The sequence below is a fragment of the Bacillus sp. LR--39 genome, assembly GCF_053613335.1.
Map to the genome: position 1 here is coordinate 336490 of NZ_JBSIOT010000001.1, position 19878 is coordinate 356367.

Sequence of the window (19878 nt, forward strand, 5' to 3'; positions counted from 1 at the left end):
AATACTTGTATGAATATCAATCAGACTAAAAATTCATTTCCGCGTAAAAACAAAAAAACGACGATAATACTGTCCTCCGTGATCGCTCTGCTTATCATCATTTGCGGTGCTTTTTTCTATGGAAAATCTCTGCTGTCCCCGGTTGACAAAGGCAGCAAAACGGCAGTCAATATTAATATTCCGAGCGGTTCTTCCGTTTCGGCAATCGCTGAAATTCTTGAGGATCAGCATGTCATCAAAAGCAAAAAAGCATTTCAGCTGTATGTGAAGTATAAAGGCGCTTCCGGGTTTCAGGCGGGATTTTACCACCTGAATAAAGGAATGGATGCGGATGCGATTATCAAAAAACTGACCGCGGGATCAACGGGATATGCCTTTCAGATCTCCGTTCCTGAAGGAAAACAGCTTACACAGATTGCGGATGCGATCGCAAAAGAAACATCATATTCAAAAGAAGAGATCATGGCGAAACTGGATGACAAAACATTCATCGGCAAACTGAAAAAACAGTTTCCTGATACGATAACGGACGCGCTTTCAAACAAGAAGCTCAAGCATCCGCTCGAAGGCTATCTGTATCCGGCCACATATCCGTTTAATGATCCGGATGCATCGCTTGACACGATTTTGACGGCAATGGTTCAGGAAACAAACACCCGTATCGAAACGTATAAATCTGAACTGGAAAAAAAGAAACTTTCCGTCCATAACGCGCTGACGATGGCATCGCTTATTGAAGAAGAAGCCACCGCTAAAGCCGACCGTCACAAAATCGCCAGCGTTTTTTACAATAGGCTCGAAGAAAAAATGCCGCTGCAGACTGACCCGACGGTATTATATGCGGCCGGTAAGCATAAAAGCCGGGTCTACTACAAAGACCTGAAAATTGATTCCCCGTTTAATACGTATAAACATAAGGGGCTGCCGCCGGGACCAATTGCAAATGCCGGTGATTCATCATGGGAAGCGGCTCTCCGCCCTGACAAAACGGATTATCTTTATTTCCTTGCAAAATCAAACGGCGAGGTCGTTTTCACCAAAACATTAAAAGACCATAATAAAGCGAAGGAAAAGTATATTTCCAAAAAAGACAGCGAATAAAAGGAGGGCAAAAGCTCTCCTTTTATTCCATTCTGAAAGGTTTTATGATAAAATATATCGGGTTGTTTACTTATGGATAAAGAAGTGTCTTAAGAGAGTGTCCCCGCGGATTCGTCAGGGGCACTCCTTTTTAGAACGGAGGCTGTTTGCCGTGAATGATCGGTATGAACAAATAAACGAGTATATAAACGCGATGCTGAAGCCTCGGCCTGATAAAGTGAAAAAGCTTGAAGCCTATGCAAAAGAGCACCATGTTCCGATTATGGAAGAAGCGGGCATTGAAGTGCTGCTTCAAATGCTGTCGATTCAACAGGCGAAAAACATTTTGGAAATCGGCGCGGCAATCGGATATTCCGCCATACGGATGGCGCTTGAGCTTCCGGATGCGAATATTTACACGATTGAACGGGACGACAAACGCTATGAAGAAGCTGTGAACAATATAAAAGACTTTGAAATGGAAAACCGGATTCACGTAATGCACGGGGATGCGCTGGAACTTTCTGAGTCTGTCCGTGTCACGGCTCCTTATGATGCCATTTTTATCGACGCGGCCAAAGGCCAGTACACGAACTTTTTTGAGCTCTATGAACCGATGCTTGCGCCGGATGGAGTCATTTTTACGGACAATGTTCTGTTTAAAGGGCTGGTGGCACAAAATCACTCGGACATTGAGCCGAAAAGAAGACGGAAGCTTGTTGAAAAAATTGATCAATATAACCAATGGCTGATGGACCGGCCTGACTATCAAACGGTCATACTGCCGGTCGGAGACGGCATCGCCATCAGTAAAAAGAAGAGGTGAAGGATCATGAAAAAACCTGAACTTTTGGTGACTCCGACTTCTGTACAGGATATTCTTCCGCTCATTCAAGCGGGCGCAACGGCCCTGTTAGTCGGAGAACAGAGATACGGCCTGAGACTGGCCGGTGAATTTTCAAGAGAAGATATAAAAGAAGCCGTAAAGACAGCTCATCAGGAAGGCGCGAAAGTGTATGCCGCCGTCAATGCTATTTTTCACAACGAAAAAGTGGACGAGCTGAACGGCTATCTTGCCTTTTTGCAGGAGGCCGGCGTTGATGCGGCTGTTTTCGGTGATCCGGCCGTTTTAATGGCGGCGCGTGAAGCGGCTCCCGAGCTTAAACTGCACTGGAGCACGGAAACAACGGGAACCAACTACTATTCCTGCAATTACTGGGGACGCAAAGGCGCACGGCGGGCAGTGCTGGCTAAGGAATTAAATATGGACAGCATCATTGACATAAAAGAAAACGCTGAAGTGGAAATTGAAATTCAAATCCACGGCATGACTTGCATGTTCCAATCGAAGCGTTCTTTAGTGGGCCATTACTTCGAATACCAGGGTAAAGTCATGGACATCGAACAGAAGAAAAAAGAAGCGGGGATGTTTCTGCATGACAAGGAACGGGGCAATAAATACCCGATTTTTGAAGATGAAAACGGCACGCACATCATGAGCCCGAACGATGTGTGCATGATTGATGAATTAGAGGACCTGATGGACGCCGGCATCGATTCTTTCAAAATCGACGGAGTTTTGAAGTCTTCTGAATACTTAACTGAAGTGACCCGCATGTACAGAGAAGCAATCGATTTGTGCTTCGAAAGCCGAGAGACATACAAAGAGAAAAAAGAGAGCTGGATAGAGCGGATTGAAAGCATTCAGCCTGTGAACAGAAGCATCGACACAGGATTCTTCTTTAAAGAAACGGTCTATTAAAAAGGAGGGTGCAACGGATGACAGCCGTAAATCAAACCATTTCCAAAGTCGTAAACGGAAAACGCGTCATTACGAAAAAACCTGAACTCCTTGCTCCGGCAGGAAACCTTGAAAAATTAAAAATTGCCGTTCATTACGGAGCGGACGCGGTTTTTATCGGAGGACAGGAATACGGACTCCGCTCAAATGCGGATAACTTCTCAATAGAAGAAATCGCAGAGGGCGTAGAATTTGCCAAAAAATACGGGGCGAAAATATATGTGACAACAAACATTTTCGCCCATAATGAAAATATGGACGGTCTGGAAGAATACTTAAAAGCGTTGGGAGACGCAAAAGTTGCCGGAATTATCGTCGCTGATCCGCTGATTATTGAAACATGCCGGAGAGTGGCCCCGGACGTAGAAATTCACCTCAGTACACAGCAGTCCCTTTCCAACTGGAAAGCGGTGCAGTTCTGGAAAGAAGAAGGGCTTGACCGCGTGGTGCTTGCCCGTGAAACGAGCGGACTGGAAATTAAAGAAATGAAGGAAAAAGTGGATATTGAAATTGAAACCTTTATCCACGGCGCTATGTGTATTGCTTATTCAGGCCGATGCGTGCTGAGCAATCACATGACAGCCCGGGATTCCAACCGCGGCGGCTGCTGTCAGTCCTGCCGCTGGGATTATGACCTGTATCAGACAGACGGTGCAAACGCGGTCGCGCTCTATGGCGAAGAAGACGCTCCGTTTGCGATGAGCCCGAAAGATTTAAAATTGATTGAATCCATTCCGCAAATGATCGAGATGGGCATCGACAGCCTGAAAATTGAAGGCCGGATGAAATCGATTCATTACGTTGCGACGGTTGTCAGCGTGTATCGCAAAGTCATCGACGCATACTGCGCTGATCCTGAAAACTTTGTCATTCAAAAAGAATGGCTGGATGAGCTGGACAAATGTGCAAACCGGGATACCGCGCCTGCTTTCTTTGAAGGCACGCCCGGGTATGAAGAGCAGATGTTCGGTGAACACGGAAAGAAAACAACATTTGATTTTGCCGGTCTCGTGCTCGCGTATAACGAGGAAACTCAAATGGTGACGCTCCAGCAGCGCAATTTCTTTAAACAAGGTGACGAAGTGGAATTTTTCGGTCCTGAAATCGACAATTTCACATTCACAATCGGCACTATTTGGGACGAAGACGGAAACGAGCTTGATGCTGCCCGCCATCCCCTGCAAATCGTTACATTTAAAGTAGACAAAAAGATTTATCCGAGCAACATGATGAGAAAGGGGAAGTAATCACCAATGGGTAAGAGTCCTGTAGTTATAGGCATCGCAGGAGGTTCCGGATCAGGAAAAACAAGCGTCACCCGTTCCATCTATGAGCAGTTTAAAGGACACTCGATTTTAATGATCCAGCAAGACCTTTATTATAAAGACCAAAGCCATCTTCCGTTTGAAGAAAGGCTGAACACAAACTATGATCACCCGCTCGCATTTGATAATGACTATTTAATCGAGCATATTCAAGAGCTTTTGAATTACCGGCCGATAGAAAAGCCGATTTATGATTATAAACTGCATACGCGATCTGAGGAAACCATTCCGGTTGAGCCGAAGGATGTCATTATTCTGGAAGGCATTCTCGTTCTCGAAGATAAAAGGCTTCGCGACCTCATGGATATGAAACTTTATGTTGACACGGACGCGGATCTCCGTATCATCAGACGGATTATGAGAGATATTAACGAAAGAGGCCGTTCAATCGATTCTGTCATTGAGCAGTATGTGTCCGTCGTCAGACCGATGCACAATCAGTTTGTTGAACCGACGAAACGCTACGCGGACATCATTATTCCGGAAGGCGGGCAAAACCACGTCGCGATTGATCTGATGGTCACGAAGATTCAAACGATCCTTGAACAAAATGCAATTTTGTAATACCATAGCATAGACATAAATAACTCAGACCATATTATGTATAGGCTGGAAGGGAATGAGACAGTTCCCTTCTTTCCCTGTTTATAAACCGAAACATTTGCAGAAAACACATATTCAGTTTAAGATAAACAGTACCTATATGGGAGAGAAGAACGAGGACTGCCCTGTGTTCTCATTCTTGATTTTTTCGTTTATGCTCTCATACATAATCACACGTTATTGTTGAGGGACAACCACCAAGGAGTGAAGGAACATGGCACAAGAAAAAGTTTTTCCGATGACTCACGAAGGAAAACAAAAACTTGAACAAGAATTAGAGCAATTGAAAACGGTTAAACGTAAAGAAGTAGTAGAACGCATTAAAATCGCAAGAAGCTTCGGAGATCTGTCAGAGAACTCTGAGTATGATTCCGCAAAAGAAGAACAGGCATTTGTGGAAGGGCGCATCACGACGCTTGAAAACATGATCCGCAATGCGAAGATCATCGAGGACGACGGCGGTTCAAATGTAGTCGGTTTGGGAAAAACCGTATCATTCATCGAATTGCCGGACGGTGAAGAAGAATCTTACACGATTGTCGGAAGCGCTGAAGCTGATCCGTTTGAAGGGAAAATTTCAAACGACTCGCCAATCGCCAAAAGCCTGCTCGGCAGAAAAGTGGACGAAGAAGTGACAGTTCAGACGCCGGGCGGAGAAATGCTCGTGAAAATTGTGAAAATTTCATAAGATCCGTTTAACAATGAAACACCTCGTCCAAAATGTGGATGAGGTGTTTTTTATGATCGTATCAAAAAGGCTGAAAGCGGCCGTGATTTGTTTTCTGCTCGTGTTTTTCTTTCTGCTTGCGAGGCTGGCTGAAATTCAGCTGTTTTTCACAGAATCTTTTTCAAAATCCAATATTAATCTGATTCAGGAGAGCGTCAAGCAGCGGACGGAAGAAGTCCTTATTTCAGACGGACGCGGCTCTTTTCTTGATCGGAACGGCAAAGAACTGACCGGAAAAAAGCAGCCTGCCGTCATACTGTTTCCCTTTCTCGTGACGCAGGATTGGCCGGTTGACCGGGTATCAGACATTCTCGGAATGAAACAGGGGGAGCTCAGGCAGCTGCTCACGGAAGCAAAAAAACCGGTGATCCTGAACAGCAGAAAAATAAAACATTTGACGAAACAATCCGTGTCAAATATCAATTCTTTGAAATATCCCGGCATTTACGGCGTATATATGAAAGACAGCAAAGAAACAAACATAGCCGCTCATTTGTTTGGCGCGACAAACCAGGACCCTGAGCTTTTGAAAAAGAAATACCCCGGCAGGAAGGAACTGCCGATCACGGCAAAAATCGGGACAAGCGGGATGGAGCGGACGTTTGATGAGTTTTTACTTGCGGATCAGGACACAAAACTTTTGTATCATGTCGACGGAAGGGGAAACCCTTTATTCGGAATGGACGTCAAATATACGGCTGAAGCAAACGCGTTTTATCCGCTGCAAGTCAAAACCTCCATCGACCGCAATATTCAAAAAGCAATGGAAGATGTATTGAAAGACCGCGGGTTAAAAAAGGGGGGAGCCGTCCTTTTAGACATTGAAAAAAGCAGTGTGCTCGGAATGGTATCAAAGCCTGACGCCGACATGTCAAAGCAGCAGACACTGCAAAATTACATGCTGACGCCGATTTATCCGGGATCAGTATTTAAAACGGTGATCGCCGCAGCCGCAATAGAACAAAACGAAGTGAAGCCGGGCACATCCTTTAACTGCAATCTCAACCTGTACGGAGAGCCGGGGGATGACAAAGGCACGCTCAGTTTTGGAGAAAGCTTTGCCCAAAGCTGCAATTATACGTTTACAAGTCTTGCGGAAAAATTGATCAAAAAAGATGATTCCGTTATTGAAAACATGGCAGAAAAACTCGGTCTCACCCAGCGGGCGGGCTGGGAAGGCAAGCTGTACCGGGAAGACGGATTCAGGCAGCTGTATAATGAAAAAAGCGGGGTCATTTGGGGAGATGACAAAGACAAAACCGTAAAAAAAGCCGTCGCACAGACGGCGATCGGGCAAAAAAACGTGAAAGTCACGCCTCTTGAAGTCGCCAATATGATGGCGGCGATCGCGCGCGGCGGTGAAAAAAAACAAGTCAAAATCGCGGACAAAATTGAATACAAAAACAAAACGACGATGGCGTCATTCAAAGATCAGCCGTTAAAAGGGGAAAACATCGACAAATATACGGCGCAGCAGCTTCAAAAAATTCTCAGAGAAGTCGTCACCTCACCGAAAGGAACCGGCCGAAGGTTTCAGGATCTGCCGTATGAGATAGCAGGCAAATCGGGAACGGCCCAGACGGGAATGTTCACAAAAGAAAAACAGACGCTTTACCACAAATGGTTTGCGGGATACTTTCCCGCGGACAAGCCGAAATACGCTCTCGTGGTGCTGCACATGGACACGCCGGGGGATAAGGCTCTGACAAATACAGTGTTTTATGATATTGTTAAAAAGGTACATGAAAATGAAATAAATCAGACATAGAACAACCGCTCAGCCCATGTTAAAATATATGCTGAGCAAGAGGGATAAAGGAGTGCAGAATGATTGAGCAATAAACAATCTCGTTTTGAAAACCGTGATAAGCGCAGAAAAGCAAATATGGTGCTTAACATTTTAATTGCTATCGTATCTATTCTTATTGTCGTCGTTGCCGTCAGCCTCTTCATCAACAGTCCGTCGGGCGACGTGAGCGAAAAAGCGGACACGAGCCAGAAGCAGGAAACACCTGCATCAGGCAAGACGAAGCAGACATCGGATGAAGACATAAAAGACAGCAAAAAAGATACGGCATCAGACGATGACAAAAAAGATAAACAAGATAAGGACACATCTGATTCATCTTCAGACTCTGACAGCAAAAAAGACGATGATTCATCGAAAAGTGATGACAGCAGCAAAAAAGACTCTGATTCAAGCGATCCTTTTAAAGGCGCAAAAATAACAGAGGGCGGCTCATCAAGCGATGTCGAGAAAACAATTGTTAACCCAAAATGGAAAGCGGTCGGCACAAAGCAGACGGGAGAACATGCGGCGACGTATGACTCAAGCTCTGAAGACTGGGCCGAAATGCTTGACGCCATCTCTTACGCAACCGGCGTGTCAAAAGATCACATGACAGTGCTGTGGCTCGGAAACAATGGAAGTCCGCAAGATGCGAAGGGTAAAGTTTTAGACAAAACGAACGGCAAAAAGTATCAGGTCACCATCACTTGGAAAGACAAAAAAGGCTGGAAGCCGACAAAAGTAGAAACCTTAAAATAACCGCAAAAAAGCAGCTGATTATTCAGCTGCTTTTTTCTGTCATACGTCAGCTGAAAAATGCACCGACGCGCTGTAAAGGATTCTGCCGTCAACGGCCGTCACCTGATGGGATACGGAACGGACGCGAAGCATAATCGCCTGGTTGTTTTCAATCTGAACGTTTATTTTCTTTTCAAGCTCCTGCAAAGATGCCGCTTCGAAAAATTCTACTTTATCTTTGATTAAATCCAATTGAAAATTCATCAGTACAGATCCTCCTGATTTTACTTCTGAGTCAATGAAAGTATAAGCCTTTCTGCCGTAATTGCGCAATAATCCCAGAGTATTTTAGTACCCTTCCATTCTTTTTTGTGATAGGATAGGAACTGTTCCACGATTAATCCATACTATACTCATAGGAATTATAAAATATGGAGAGTGAAAAATATGGGCCGTGAATTTATTCCTTTATTTGAAGATTGGGCAGCGACTTATGACGCCACAGTGCACGGGGCTGACAAACAATATGCTGCTGTTTTTAAAGGATATGACAACATTCTTGACAGCATTGTCGCACTTTCAGGTTCAAACGTTTTAGAGTTCGGACCGGGAACGGGGAATTTAACGGCGAAATTAGCCGCCGCGAACAAAAAGGTGTTTGGTGTAGAACCGTCTCCGTCAATGAGAAAACTGGCGGCTGACAAGCTTTCTGACAAAGCCGTGTTCAGTGACGGAGATTTTCTGGAGTTTCCCGCTCCGCCTTTTCAAATAGATACCATCGTCAGCTCGTACGCCTTTCATCATTTAACCGATGAAGAAAAGCGAACGGCTGTAAAGCAGTATGGCGCAATCCTTCAGAAGCATGATAAAATAGTGTTTGCCGATACTGTCTTTAAAGATCATGAAGCTTATGATGAAGCCATTCAAAAAGCAAGCCGAAACGGCTATCATCAATTAGCGGACGATTTAAAGACGGAACATTATCCGACACTCGCGACAATGAAAAACATCTTTTCAGAAGAGGGATTTGCCGCGCGGTTTACGCAGCAAAATGACTTTGTCTGGATAATGGAGGCGATTAAACGGTAAATCGAAGGGATTGTGTATAAATGAAACTGGCAGTCATCGGAGCAATGGAAGAGGAAGTTACGATTTTAAGAAGCAAACTGAAAGACGCAAAACAAGAGATGATCGCTCACTGTGAGTTTACAACTGGCAGCTATGAAGGCATCGAAGTCATCTTGCTGAAATCAGGTATCGGGAAAGTCAACGCGGCGATCAGCACGACGCTTCTGCTTGACCGTTTCAAACCTGATTATGTGATTAACACAGGCTCAGCAGGCGGTTTTCATCATACATTGAATGTAGGCGACGTCGTCATCTCAACAGATGTCCGCCATCATGACGTGGATGTGACGGCGTTTGACTATGAATACGGACAGGTGCCGGGTCTTCCGGCAGCATACAAAGCTGATGAAAAGCTGATCAGCATTACTGAGGAAGCGGTTTCTGAACTGAACGGCATTCAAGTCGCCAAAGGCACAATCGCTACGGGTGATTCTTTTATGAATGATCCGAAGCGGGTTGAAGACGTACGCGCCAAATTTGCGGATTTGTACGCGGTTGAGATGGAAGCTGCGGCTGTCGCACAGGTGTGCCACCAGTTCAAAACGCCTTTTGTTGTCATCAGAGCTTTATCTGATATTGCCGGAAAAGAATCTGACGTTTCATTTGATAAATTTTTAGAACAGGCTGCCGTTCATTCAACTGAGCTTGTCCTGAATGTCATCAAACGAATTCACTAAGCGGGGGATTCTCGTTCTCCTCCGCTTTTCCAGGAGGAGGACATATCTTGAACGTGATAACAGATATTACAGAACTGATCGGAAATACACCGCTGCTCCGTCTCAAGCATTTTGATATACCGGAGGGAACAGCGGTTTATGCTAAGCTTGAGATGATGAATCCGGGCGGAAGCATTAAAGACAGGCTGGGCGGGATGCTCATTGAAGATGCGCTTCGCACTGGAAAGGTGAAACCGGGCGGCGTTATCATTGAGGCGACTGCCGGAAACACCGGGATCGGACTCGCTCTGTGCGCCAGAAAGCATCAGCTTCGCGCCGTTTTTTGCGTCCCGGAGCATTTCAGCAGAGAAAAGCAGCAAATTATGAAAGCTCTCGGGGCGGACATCGTGCATACGCCGAGAGAAGAAGGCATGCAGGGAGCCATTCGAAAAGCGGTTGAACTGGAGAGAGAGATTAATAATTCTTATGCCGTTCTGCAATTTAAAAACCGAGTAAATCCATTGACTTACTATAAAACGATCGGGCCCGAAATATGGAACGCGCTCGGCGGGGATATCCACGCTTTTGTCGCAGGAGCTGGTTCCGGCGGCACTTTTGCCGGTACGGCAGCTTATTTAAAAGAGAAAAATCCTGCCGTCAAAACGGTGATCGTTGAACCGGAAGGCTCGATCCTGAATGGCGGAGAGCCGCATGCCCATAAAACGGAAGGCATCGGCATGGAGTTTATCCCGGATTATATGGATGAGAACCATTTTGACGCCATTTACACGGTGGAAGACGATACGGCGTTTTCGCTTGTCAGAGAAGCGGCCGAGAAAGAAGGCCTCTTAATCGGAAGCTCTTCAGGGGCGGCTCTTTATGCAGCGCTTGAAGAAGCGAAAAAAGCGCCCGCCGGATCAAATATCGTCACTATTTTCCCTGACGGCAGCGATCGATATATAAGCAAAAACATTTTTCAAGGAGGTCAGTAAGATGAAGAAAAAAACGCTGATGGTGCACGGAGGAATTACGGGAGATGAAAAAACAGGAGCGGTTTCCGTACCGATTTATCAAGTAAGCACGTACCGGCAGCCGAAAGCGGGCGAGCACACGGGTTATGAATATTCAAGAACGGCCAATCCGACGCGGACGGCGCTTGAAAGCTTAATTGCGGAGCTTGAAGGCGGTGCGGCAGGATATGCGTTCGGCTCAGGCATGGCTGCGATTACTGCCGTCATGATGCTGTTTGACAGCGGCGATCATGTTATTTTGACGGATGATGTATACGGCGGCACTTACCGCGTGATGACAGGCGTGCTGAACCGCTTCGGCATTGAAGCGGACTTTGTCGATACGAGCAGCAAAGAAAAAGTCCAAAAAGCCATCCGTCCGAATACGAAAGCCATTTATATCGAAACACCGACAAACCCGCTATTGAAAGTGACTGACCTCAAACTGATGTCTGACATAGCAAAAGAAGCGGGCGTATTGCTTATCGTCGATAATACGTTTTACACGCCGTATTTCCAGCAGCCGCTCAGCTTCGGGGCGGACATCGTGCTGCACAGCGCGACAAAATATCTCGGCGGCCACAGCGATGTCGTCGGCGGCTTAGTCGTCACGGCTGATAAAGAGCTCGGTGAAAAGCTTCATTACGTGCAAAACTCAACAGGCGGCGTTTTAGGACCGCAGGATTCATGGCTCTTAATGAGAGGCATTAAAACACTGGGACTCAGAATGGATGCTATCAATCACAGCGCCGGGAAAATCGCCGAGCTGCTTGAAGCGCATGATGCCGTTCAAACGCTCTACTATCCGGGATCAGCGAAACATCCGGGCCATGAGCTGACAAAAGCGCAAAGCTCCGGTTTCGGCGGAATGATTTCCTTTGATGTCGGCAGCAGCGAACGCGTCGACGCGTTTTTAGAAAAATTGAACCTGTTTACGATCGCGGAAAGTTTAGGAGCGGTTGAAAGCTTAATCTCCGTGCCGTCCAGAATGACGCACGCTTCGATCCCGCGCGACCGCCGGCTTGCGCTTGGCATTACCGACGGGCTCGTGCGGATCTCAGTCGGTATTGAGGATACTGAGGATTTAACGGCGGATGTGAAACAGGCGCTTGATTTCACTTTTATAAAGAATGGATAGATTTACATTCTCTGTCGGCTGTCAGCTTGTATTATAATGTTGGTAGACTATAAAACTGGCAGGTGACCTTATATGGAGAAGAAAAGACTGAAATCACTACTAGAAGATTTTAAGCATTACGCATTTATTCTGCTTGCAGTCAGCACCTTCATTTATATCGGCGCGGTTCTTCCCGGACAAGGGCTGACTGCGGGCCAGAAAATGCTGATGTTTGTAACGGATTGTGTATTTTTAGCGGGCGCTTATTTCTGCGTTGACCGTTCACTTATTTATAAAAAGAGGCTGGAAGAGGCCGAAGAATAAAAAAAAGCCATTGTCTTTTGACAATGGCTTTTTCGTTTCTTATTCAGACGGGGTTTCGCGTAATTCTTTTCCCATTCCTTTTAAAAACTGCAGCCCGAAGCCGAGCGCGCGGTTAATATCAGGATCACCGACGGCTTTCATCAGTTCAAACATACTGACTTTCCTGTCCTCTTTTAAAAATCTTTGCGCCTGATCCGTCCCGGCCATGGCGCTTTCTAAAAGTCTGCCCATAAATTCGGGATCAGCTTTTGACAGCGCGCCTCCCGCGGCCATCATCGTATTCAGGAGATTGGTGACAGGTTCCCGGGAAATCTGTTCGAGTGCAATTTTGGCAATCTCCTCTTTTGCCTGGAGCATATAGCCGGCGGCATCAAAAATGCCCAAGCTATTCAGCTCTGCCATGATGGACATCGTTTTCGCGACGGCTTCTTCATTTTCTGCGAGAAGCGTCTTCAGCTCTTCCAGTTTTTCAGCTTTCAGCTGTTCCTCTGTTTTCGTTTCTTTTTGAATTTCAGTAATTGGGCTTGCCATAATGTTTCCTCCTTTCCTTAATCAGTTAAGTGCACATAGCCCGGACGGTTCCATTTTCGCTGAGCTTCCACACCGTTTTGCGGATGACGTTTTTTGTTCCGCGGATTCGTTTTCGGAAGCGGCGGAGTATCACAGGAACCGAGCACTTCCATGCGGACTTTTGTCTGCTTATAGGCAGGTGTATGTGTCCGTGAATCATACGCAGGCCCGGTCAGGAAATTAATCGCAGAATCTTTATCTGTAGAGTTCATCGGCAGATAAAGCTCATTTGCGCGGACACGGTCTGTCACAAGCGCGTTCAATTTAACCGCTCCAAAAGGAGAGACGAGCCGGATCATTGTCCCGTCGCAAATTCCGCGTTCAGCCGCGAGCTCCGGCGATACTTCAACAAATACATCCGGAACTTTAGACTGAATGCCTTTTGACTTGTTTGTCATGTTTCCTTCGTGGAAATGTTCAAGCATCCGTCCGTTGTTAATATGCAGGTCATATTCTTCAGGGAATACAGCAGGCTCCACCCAATCGCTCAGCGCAAAACGGGCTTTTTTGTCCGGGAAGTTAAAGCCGTCTTCATAAAGAAGCGGAGTGCTTTCTCCCGTAAAGCTTCCCCACAGGAAGCTGTTCCAACCGCTAAGGACGTCGTAGCTTGCTTTTCCGAACAGCGGAGAAAGGCTCGCCATTTCTGAGAAAATGTCGCTAGGATGCGTGTAATTCCAATCAGCGCCTAAACGATTGGCGACTTCCTGAATAATCCACCAGTCGGGTTTTGCATCGCCGAGTGTCGGAAGCGCCTGATACAATCTTTGCACACGCCGCTCTGTGTTTGTAAATGTTCCGTCTTTTTCAAGAGATGGAACCGCAGGCAGGATGACATCCGCGTATTGCGCCGTTCTTGAAAGGAAAATATCCTGCACAACAAAGAAATCAAGGCTGGATAAAATGTCATGAACATGGTTGGCGTTTGAATCGACGAGCGCCATATCTTCACCGACAAGATACATGGCTTTCATGTTTCCTTCTTCAATCGCATGGAGCATTTCGATATTATCAAGACCCGGCTTGCCGTCAATTTCAACACCGTAAGCTTTTTCGAATTTAGCGCGTGCCGCATCATCGGTAATATGCTGATACCCCGGAAGCCAGCCTGGAAGAGTTCCCATATCGCAAGCGCCTTGAACGTTGTTATGTCCCCGCAGCGGATAGGCTCCGGCGCCCGGACGGCGGTAGTTTCCTGTGGCAAGCAGCAGGTTGGAAATCGCCGCTGATGTATCAGAGCCGCCTGTATTCTGGGTTACGCCCATGCCCCAAAGAACACAAGTGCCGTCAGCATCACGAATCATTTCGGCAATACGGATGATCGTATCCTGAGAAAGTCCGGTGATGCGCTCCGCATATTCCAATGTGTATTTTTCCAGCGTTTCTTTATAATCATCAAAGTAGTTGACATTTTCATCAATAAACGCTTGATCGTGCCAGCCTTGGTCAATCATATATTTCGTTACTGCCATGAGCCAGACCTGGTCAGTCCCTTGTTTCGGGCTGATAAAGAGGTCGGACCGTTCAGCCATTTCATTTCTGCGCAGATCGGCAACAATCAGTTTTTGGCCGTGCAGTTTATGGGCGCGTTTCACGCGTGTGGCCAGAACCGGATGTCCTTCCGCCGGATTGGCGCCGACGATGAGCACGAGGCCCGCTTTTGCGATATCTTTAATTGTGCCGGCGTCTCCGCCCATACCGACGGTGCGGAATAAGCCGTCCGTTGCCGGTGACTGGCAGTAGCGTGAGCAGTTATCCACGTTGTTGGTTTCAAATACTTGGCGCGCTAATTTTTGGATGACATAGTTGTCTTCATTCGTAATTTTAGAAGAAGAAATAAAGCCGACAGAACCATTTCCGTGTTCGGCCTTGATCGAACCGAGTCTTGAAGCGACAAGATCAAGAGCTTCTTCCCATGACGATTCAACAAATGCGCCGTTTTTCCGGATAAGCGGTTTTGTAATCCGTTCTTCCGAATTCACGAAGTCCCAGCCGAATTTCCCTTTCACACAAGTGGAAATCGCGTTAACCGGAGCATCGGAAACAGGCTGAATTTTAAGGATGTCACGGCCTTTTGTCCATACTTCAAAAGAGCATCCGACGCCGCAGAACGTGCAGACTGTTTTTGTTTTTTTCGTCCGTTTATCGCGCATAGCCGCTTCCACTTCAGACACGGCGAAGATGCTTGTATAGTCGGGTTCAACATTTTTTACTAAATCAATCATCGGTTCCATGACATCTTCTTTTATTCCTGTCATAAATCCGGCTTGGCCGAGCATTGATTTTTCCATCAGTGCGTTACAAGGACAGACAGTGACACACTGGCCGCAGCTGACGCAGGAAGATTCATTAATGGCGACGCCTTCATCCCAAATGACCCGCGGGCGGTCGCGCTCCCAATCAATTGAAAGGGTCTCATTCACCTGAAGGTTTTGACACACTTCCACACATTGGCCGCAGGCGATGCATTGGTTCGGATCATAGCGGTAAAACGGGTGAGACATATCAACCGCGCACTTTGAATCATCTTTCGGCGTATACGGATATTTCTGATGCTCAATTCCCATCATTTCCGCTGTATTATGCAGTGTGCAGTTGCCGTTGTTGTTATCGCATACCGTACAGTAAAGCAGGTGATTCTCGAGCAGGCGGTCCATGGCCTCTGTCTGAGCCTCTTTTACCCTTCCCGACGTAAGCGAGATGGACATCCCGTTTTCTGCAGCCGTGGAACAAGAGCGCTGCAATTTCCCGTTTACTTCAACAATACAGGTGTCACATGTTTGAATCGGATCCACTTCCGGTACATGGCATATTTGCGGAATCTCAATTCCGTTTTGGTTTAAAATATCTAAAATCTTAGACCCCTCTGGTGCTTCATACTCCGTGCCGTCAATTTTGACACGGATAGACTGAACGTCTGTCACTTCCAATTCCCCTCCATCTTGTAAACTCGAAAAAAAGCCATGCACATAGATACCGGCCTCCTGTCCGGAGAACGGTATAAATACGCATGGCGGAATAGTTCACTAGCAAGTCTTACTAACAGACCAATCCTATTTGTATAAAACGATAGACTCATAACACGTTTCCTATTACAAATCCATCTTCACTGCTTTTATTATAAGGTGATATTTATTATAATACAATACGAAAGGAAAACTTTAACCAAGTGAAATGTCACAAAGGGGAACCGGGAATGTCTTTCATAGGCTAAAATCGGAGGGGACAATATGTCTAAAAAAATTCATGAATTTAACGATATTATCCGGAAATTGCGCAAAGAATTATTTGGAAAGGGGCCTGAACGAATTCACACCGTTTTTGTGGATAACATGGCGGTATCTACACTTTACGGCAATCTAAGCGCAAGTGAGCAGTTTATCGCACGCACGCCTGAAGGAAGAGAAATGGTTCATGCGGCGCGAACCAGCTTAATTCAGGAGCTGTATTCAAAACAAACGCCTGACGGAATGGAAGAGCTCATCGGAGCAAAGCTGGTGCATCTGTTTTCAGATATTAAAATAGAGGAAAATATTGCCGTATCGGTGTTTGTCTTTGACCGCTCAATTGAAGAGCATAAAGAAGAAATCAAAAGCTGACAATATTCAATTGACACGAAATTGTCACATTTGATATGATATGAACTGCCAGCAGTGGCCTAAGGACGATTTTTTATGGAATGTGTGCATGATCTGTACATATTCTATACCGCATATTTTCATTCTGCTTGATATTGTTGTATGGGTATGCATACAAGTTAGGCAGCATTCAAACCCCGTTTTTTCAGACGGGTTAGTTGAATGCTGCCTTTTTTGTTAGGTGTCTTTGGAAACTGCGGGCTGAAATGATAAATGGAGGGGTTATTATGGCTTTTCGTAAACCGGACGAAATAGCGGAGCTTGCGGTCGAATCAGGGGTAAAAAAGGTGCATTCACCGCTTTCAGCACTGATTGTATTAGGATTTTTGGGAGGAGCGTTTATCGCACTCGGTTATTTGCTTGATATCCGTGTCATCGGCGACCTTCCGAAAGAATGGGGAAGCCTGTCGAGTTTAATCGGGGCGTCCGTGTTTCCTATCGGATTGGTGCTCGTCGTTCTTGCCGGCGCGGAGCTGATTACGGGAAATATGATGTCGGTATCCATGGCGCTGTTTTCCAGAAGAATATCCGCCGGTGCATTAGTGAAAAATTGGGTGATCGTGACGTTGATGAATCTTGTCGGCGCACTGTTTGTCGCTTACTTTTTCGGACATGTTGTCGGATTAACCGAAACAGGACCGTATTTGGAAAAAACGATTGCGGTCGCACAAGGCAAATTGGATATGCCGTTTGGAAAAGTCATTGTTTCGGCGATCGGCTGTAACTGGCTTGTCTGTTTGGCCGTCTGGCTTTCTTTCGGCGCAGAAGACGGAGCCGGAAAAATCGCGGGTATATGGTTTCCGATTATGGCGTTTGTCGCAATTGGTTTTCAGCACGTTGTAGCCAATATGTTTATCATCCCGGCTGCGATTTTTGCAGGTTCTTTTTCGTGGGGTGATCTGATTGGCAATCTCATTCCGGCTTTTATTGGGAATGTCATCGGCGGGGCAGTGTTTGTCGGTCTTATTTATTTTATTGCATATTCAAAAAAAGATCAGAAAAAGCAAGGGATGAAAAGAGTTTCCTGAGGTAATAAAGATGCCGGAAAACACGGACAATTGAAGCGGAATGCCAGCACATTTTCCGTCCAAATCTTGAAAAAAATGTTTACAAAATGGAAGCTGATGGATATACTTACAAAGTAAGAAAAAAGCAAAGGGAGGTTGAATCACATGACGACGTTAAACGGCAATCAAAATCTACAATTGAACCGATTCAGCCTGTGGAAGAGTTCGTGTCCTTCCTTAACCTCTGCCCGTCAAGCACGTTAATTTCGGAGTATCAGGACATTCGCAGCTCCCCGCAGGGAAAGAAGCACCGTCTTCTTTTGTCTGCGGATTTAGTCTGCCCGCAGCGCATATGAACTTTGCTGCGGGTTATTTTCGCTTGTGCGGATATTGAAAGGGGGTGAGCGATAATGACCATTAATCTTTTCTTTTTAACACTGACCATTTCAAAGCGTTTTAAAAGTGCGGAAGAGTATGAACGAGAACAGCAGGTCGAAGAGTTTTATAATGAAGCGAAAGAACGCCAGCTGAAACATTTTTATATGAACTAACGGACACGAAGGGCCAAAACGGAGGAGAAGGAGGAGATCATCATGTTCAGAATTGAACTGCTGAATCATTACACAATGGAGAAGGACCAGGTTTAGCGAGGATGTTGCTGTCACGTCGCAGACGGCCTGCATACCATGGTAAAGAAAGAAAAATTGGTAAGCGGGTGATAACATGCAAGGCGGTCAGAACAGAATTCCATCCATCGGGCACGGGTATGCGTCAATGCCCCATTCATTTAAACACGGCTACGGCAACCCGTACCGCCGGCAGAGAATGGCGGCGCTTTCCCGGCAGACAAGATATATAGCACCGTATTATTGGTACTAGAGCAGGCGGAAAACCTACGTTTTCCGTCTTTTTTTTATGAAAACAAATATAAATTTCAAATAAATCGAAACGTTCATAAAGAGAAGTGCGTCTAGTTAGTACCTCATACTAATACGAGGTAATATTATTTCTGAATAATAAATCACAGGAATGGAAAAGCGGGTGTTATACAATGTTGCAACATACATCTTCAGCATTAAAACGAATGCGCGCGAAATACTTTGCTGCATCAGAACCGGCAGAGTCAGTCATTCAGCAAATCTTGATGGACATACAGGAATACGACCGCATTCTGGAAATCGGGACCGGAAACGGCTCAATGTTTAAACAAATCATCGGACAGCTTGAAAAGGGCAGTCTTAAAAGCATAGAAACATCGAAACGTAAAATACGGAAAACACAGCGCGCAAACCGTTCGGTTATAAAAGCCGGGCTCGGAAACATTCAGCAGGGGAGGCCGGAAAGCATACCGTTCCGCGACCGCAGTTTTCATAAAGTCTTCTCATTACATACTGCTGAAACAGTCAGCGATTACCGGACAGCATGTAAAGAAGTGTACCGCGTTCTTCAAATTGACGGGTGTTTCTATATGGTTTTGAAACCTTCGCGGATGAGTGAGAAGGATGTGATTGAGGTGCTCTATGATCAGCATTTCAGAGACATTTCAGTTGTCAGCAGAGATTCATTCCATTTTATTACTGCCATTAAATAGAATATTTCTTGGGAAATAAAAAGAGCTGCTTAAGTCACTGCAGCTCTTTTTGTGAAATTGGGCATATTTCCTTATTTTTGGTTACTTCACATATATTTTATATTAAAAAAAGTTTTTTTCTTATACAATGGTAATCAGATGACCGTACATTTTAAATATTTTGAACAAACGGAATGAATATTCATTCCGCATTTAGAAAGGGGGATGAAATGACAGCTTCAAACAAGGTTGAACTCATTATGAAAGCGTCGCTTACTTTGTTTACAGATAGAGGATTTGACGCCACGACGATTCCGATGATCGCCGCTCAGGCCGATGTCGGAACCGGCACAATTTACCGTTACTTTGACAGTAAAGAGACACTTGTGAACGTACTGTATCAGGAAAGTGCGCAGCGTTTTATGAAAAAAGTCAAAACGGACTTTCAGGGGATATCTGTAAGAGAAGGGTTTCATCACCTGTTTTATTGTCTGATTGATTTTACGAAGGAAAGTGAGTATGCATTGTTTTTTCTTGAAACGAATAAGGACGCCTACTTTCTGAATGAAACGAGCCGTAAGCTTCTTGATGAAATAACACAGATGCTTGACGTCTTTTTTCAGCGCGGCAAGTCTGAAGGCGTGCTCCGCAATCTGCCGTCCAATGTGCTGATGGCGCTGCTGCTCGGGGCATATCTCAAACTCTATCAGCTTATCCGGACGGGAAGCGTCGAAATAACTAAACCGTTTCTGAAAGAGTTGGAACAATGTTCTTGGGATGCCATCAGAACTCATTAAT

At 45.6% G+C, this 19878-nt stretch carries 22 protein-coding genes; 19 read left to right on the forward strand and 3 right to left on the reverse strand.

Annotated features, from left to right (window positions below; all coding sequences use genetic code 11):
* Positions 1–9: 9 nt before the first annotated feature.
* The 8 genes from mltG (at position 10) to ACWHAR_RS01855 (ending at position 8084) form a co-directional block, all read left to right on the forward strand.
* Complete coding sequence (mltG, locus tag ACWHAR_RS01820; RefSeq protein ID WP_032873884.1) at positions 10–1101, forward strand: endolytic transglycosylase MltG; 1092 nt, start codon at positions 10–12, stop codon at positions 1099–1101.
* Positions 1102–1252: 151 nt separating this feature from the next.
* Positions 1253–1906 carry an O-methyltransferase gene (locus ACWHAR_RS01825; protein ID WP_007612793.1) on the forward strand — a complete coding sequence of 218 codons (654 nt, stop codon included), beginning with the start codon at positions 1253–1255 and terminating at the stop codon, positions 1904–1906.
* Positions 1907–1912: 6 nt separating this feature from the next.
* Positions 1913–2842 (forward strand): peptidase U32 family protein, encoded by a 930-nt coding sequence (locus ACWHAR_RS01830; RefSeq protein WP_032873887.1) that lies wholly within the window; start codon positions 1913–1915, stop codon positions 2840–2842.
* A gap of 17 nt (positions 2843–2859) precedes the next feature.
* Entirely contained in the window at positions 2860–4128 is a 1269-nt protein-coding gene (locus tag ACWHAR_RS01835; RefSeq protein ID WP_007612788.1) for a peptidase U32 family protein, read from the forward strand.
* A gap of 6 nt (positions 4129–4134) precedes the next feature.
* A complete protein-coding gene (gene udk / locus ACWHAR_RS01840; protein ID WP_003152763.1) occupies positions 4135–4770 on the forward strand; it encodes a uridine kinase in 636 nt (211 codons plus the stop codon).
* Between the two features lie 253 nt (positions 4771–5023).
* On the forward strand, positions 5024–5497 hold the full coding sequence (gene greA, locus ACWHAR_RS01845; RefSeq protein WP_003152766.1) for a transcription elongation factor GreA: 474 nt from the start codon (positions 5024–5026) through the stop codon (positions 5495–5497).
* A 52-nt stretch (positions 5498–5549) separates the two neighbouring features.
* A complete protein-coding gene (locus ACWHAR_RS01850) occupies positions 5550–7304 on the forward strand; it encodes a peptidoglycan D,D-transpeptidase FtsI family protein (protein ID WP_032873888.1) in 1755 nt (584 codons plus the stop codon).
* 63 nt (positions 7305–7367) lie between these two features.
* Entirely contained in the window at positions 7368–8084 is a 717-nt protein-coding gene (locus ACWHAR_RS01855) for a YrrS family protein (protein ID WP_014418462.1), read from the forward strand.
* Positions 8085–8123: 39 nt separating this feature from the next.
* Here the strand turns inward: ACWHAR_RS01855 and ACWHAR_RS01860 are convergent, their stop codons facing one another.
* Positions 8124–8327, reverse strand: coding sequence for a YrzA family protein (locus ACWHAR_RS01860; protein ID WP_003152771.1), 204 nt, complete (start codon positions 8325–8327; stop codon positions 8124–8126).
* 183 nt (positions 8328–8510) lie between these two features.
* On the opposite strand from ACWHAR_RS01860, the gene ACWHAR_RS01865 reads away from it, so the two are divergent.
* From ACWHAR_RS01865 to ACWHAR_RS01885, 5 genes are all read left to right on the forward strand, one after another.
* Positions 8511–9152 (forward strand): class I SAM-dependent methyltransferase, encoded by a 642-nt coding sequence (locus tag ACWHAR_RS01865; protein ID WP_032873890.1) that lies wholly within the window; start codon positions 8511–8513, stop codon positions 9150–9152.
* Positions 9153–9172: 20 nt separating this feature from the next.
* A complete protein-coding gene (gene mtnN, locus ACWHAR_RS01870; protein WP_007612774.1) occupies positions 9173–9868 on the forward strand; it encodes a 5'-methylthioadenosine/S-adenosylhomocysteine nucleosidase in 696 nt (231 codons plus the stop codon).
* A gap of 47 nt (positions 9869–9915) precedes the next feature.
* Positions 9916–10839, forward strand: a complete 924-nt coding sequence (locus tag ACWHAR_RS01875; RefSeq protein WP_032873891.1) for an O-acetylserine dependent cystathionine beta-synthase — start codon at positions 9916–9918, stop codon at positions 10837–10839.
* A gap of 1 nt (position 10840) precedes the next feature.
* Positions 10841–11995, forward strand: coding sequence for a bifunctional cystathionine gamma-lyase/homocysteine desulfhydrase (locus ACWHAR_RS01880; RefSeq protein ID WP_032873892.1), 1155 nt, complete (start codon positions 10841–10843; stop codon positions 11993–11995).
* A gap of 72 nt (positions 11996–12067) precedes the next feature.
* Positions 12068–12298, forward strand: a complete 231-nt coding sequence (locus tag ACWHAR_RS01885; protein WP_032873893.1) for a YrhC family protein — start codon at positions 12068–12070, stop codon at positions 12296–12298.
* 39 nt (positions 12299–12337) lie between these two features.
* Here the strand turns inward: ACWHAR_RS01885 and ACWHAR_RS01890 are convergent, their stop codons facing one another.
* Positions 12338–12829: a DUF1641 domain-containing protein gene (locus ACWHAR_RS01890; protein WP_032873894.1), complete on the reverse strand. Its 492-nt coding sequence runs from the start codon at positions 12827–12829 to the stop codon at positions 12338–12340.
* Positions 12830–12846: 17 nt separating this feature from the next.
* Entirely contained in the window at positions 12847–15789 is a 2943-nt protein-coding gene (gene fdhF / locus ACWHAR_RS01895) for a formate dehydrogenase subunit alpha (protein ID WP_087920802.1), read from the reverse strand.
* Positions 15790–16095: 306 nt separating this feature from the next.
* On the opposite strand from fdhF, the gene ACWHAR_RS01900 reads away from it, so the two are divergent.
* From ACWHAR_RS01900 to ACWHAR_RS01925, 6 genes are all read left to right on the forward strand, one after another.
* Complete coding sequence (locus tag ACWHAR_RS01900) at positions 16096–16464, forward strand: DUF2294 domain-containing protein (protein ID WP_007408224.1); 369 nt, start codon at positions 16096–16098, stop codon at positions 16462–16464.
* A 266-nt stretch (positions 16465–16730) separates the two neighbouring features.
* The gene (locus tag ACWHAR_RS01905) at positions 16731–17531 is read left to right on the forward strand and encodes a formate/nitrite transporter family protein (protein WP_007408225.1); all 801 of its coding nucleotides are present in this window, start codon (positions 16731–16733) and stop codon (positions 17529–17531) included.
* Positions 17532–17920: 389 nt separating this feature from the next.
* On the forward strand, positions 17921–18061 hold the full coding sequence (locus ACWHAR_RS01910; protein WP_003152787.1) for a YrzI family small protein: 141 nt from the start codon (positions 17921–17923) through the stop codon (positions 18059–18061).
* Positions 18062–18233: 172 nt separating this feature from the next.
* Positions 18234–18389: a hypothetical protein gene (locus ACWHAR_RS01915; protein ID WP_007408227.1), complete on the forward strand. Its 156-nt coding sequence runs from the start codon at positions 18234–18236 to the stop codon at positions 18387–18389.
* Positions 18390–18561: 172 nt separating this feature from the next.
* The gene (locus ACWHAR_RS01920; RefSeq protein ID WP_007408228.1) at positions 18562–19101 is read left to right on the forward strand and encodes a class I SAM-dependent methyltransferase; all 540 of its coding nucleotides are present in this window, start codon (positions 18562–18564) and stop codon (positions 19099–19101) included.
* 209 nt (positions 19102–19310) lie between these two features.
* Positions 19311–19877 carry a TetR/AcrR family transcriptional regulator gene (locus tag ACWHAR_RS01925; protein ID WP_003152789.1) on the forward strand — a complete coding sequence of 189 codons (567 nt, stop codon included), beginning with the start codon at positions 19311–19313 and terminating at the stop codon, positions 19875–19877.
* Position 19878 lies beyond the last annotated feature (1 nt).

Excerpts from the sequence above, each read along its gene's own strand:
- ACWHAR_RS01910 (WP_003152787.1), top strand. The coding sequence starts at position 17,921 with ATGACCATTAATCTTTTCTTTTTAACACTGACCATTTCAAAGCGTTTT.
- ACWHAR_RS01880 (WP_032873892.1), top strand. The coding sequence starts at position 10,841 with ATGAAGAAAAAAACGCTGATGGTGCACGGAGGAATTACGGGAGATGAA.
- mltG (WP_032873884.1), top strand. The coding sequence starts at position 10 with ATGAATATCAATCAGACTAAAAATTCATTTCCGCGTAAAAACAAAAAA.
- ACWHAR_RS01915 (WP_007408227.1), top strand. The coding sequence starts at position 18,234 with ATGCAAGGCGGTCAGAACAGAATTCCATCCATCGGGCACGGGTATGCG.
- ACWHAR_RS01925 (WP_003152789.1), top strand. The coding sequence starts at position 19,311 with ATGACAGCTTCAAACAAGGTTGAACTCATTATGAAAGCGTCGCTTACT.
- ACWHAR_RS01865 (WP_032873890.1), top strand. The coding sequence starts at position 8,511 with ATGGGCCGTGAATTTATTCCTTTATTTGAAGATTGGGCAGCGACTTAT.
- ACWHAR_RS01850 (WP_032873888.1), top strand. The coding sequence starts at position 5,550 with ATGATCGTATCAAAAAGGCTGAAAGCGGCCGTGATTTGTTTTCTGCTC.
- ACWHAR_RS01890 (WP_032873894.1), bottom strand. The coding sequence starts at position 12,829 with ATGGCAAGCCCAATTACTGAAATTCAAAAAGAAACGAAAACAGAGGAA.
- ACWHAR_RS01900 (WP_007408224.1), top strand. The coding sequence starts at position 16,096 with ATGTCTAAAAAAATTCATGAATTTAACGATATTATCCGGAAATTGCGC.
- ACWHAR_RS01885 (WP_032873893.1), top strand. The coding sequence starts at position 12,068 with ATGGAGAAGAAAAGACTGAAATCACTACTAGAAGATTTTAAGCATTAC.
- udk (WP_003152763.1), top strand. The coding sequence starts at position 4,135 with ATGGGTAAGAGTCCTGTAGTTATAGGCATCGCAGGAGGTTCCGGATCA.
- ACWHAR_RS01905 (WP_007408225.1), top strand. The coding sequence starts at position 16,731 with ATGGCTTTTCGTAAACCGGACGAAATAGCGGAGCTTGCGGTCGAATCA.
- ACWHAR_RS01830 (WP_032873887.1), top strand. The coding sequence starts at position 1,913 with ATGAAAAAACCTGAACTTTTGGTGACTCCGACTTCTGTACAGGATATT.
- greA (WP_003152766.1), top strand. The coding sequence starts at position 5,024 with ATGGCACAAGAAAAAGTTTTTCCGATGACTCACGAAGGAAAACAAAAA.
- ACWHAR_RS01920 (WP_007408228.1), top strand. The coding sequence starts at position 18,562 with ATGTTGCAACATACATCTTCAGCATTAAAACGAATGCGCGCGAAATAC.
- mtnN (WP_007612774.1), top strand. The coding sequence starts at position 9,173 with ATGAAACTGGCAGTCATCGGAGCAATGGAAGAGGAAGTTACGATTTTA.
- ACWHAR_RS01835 (WP_007612788.1), top strand. The coding sequence starts at position 2,860 with ATGACAGCCGTAAATCAAACCATTTCCAAAGTCGTAAACGGAAAACGC.
- ACWHAR_RS01860 (WP_003152771.1), bottom strand. The coding sequence starts at position 8,327 with ATGAATTTTCAATTGGATTTAATCAAAGATAAAGTAGAATTTTTCGAA.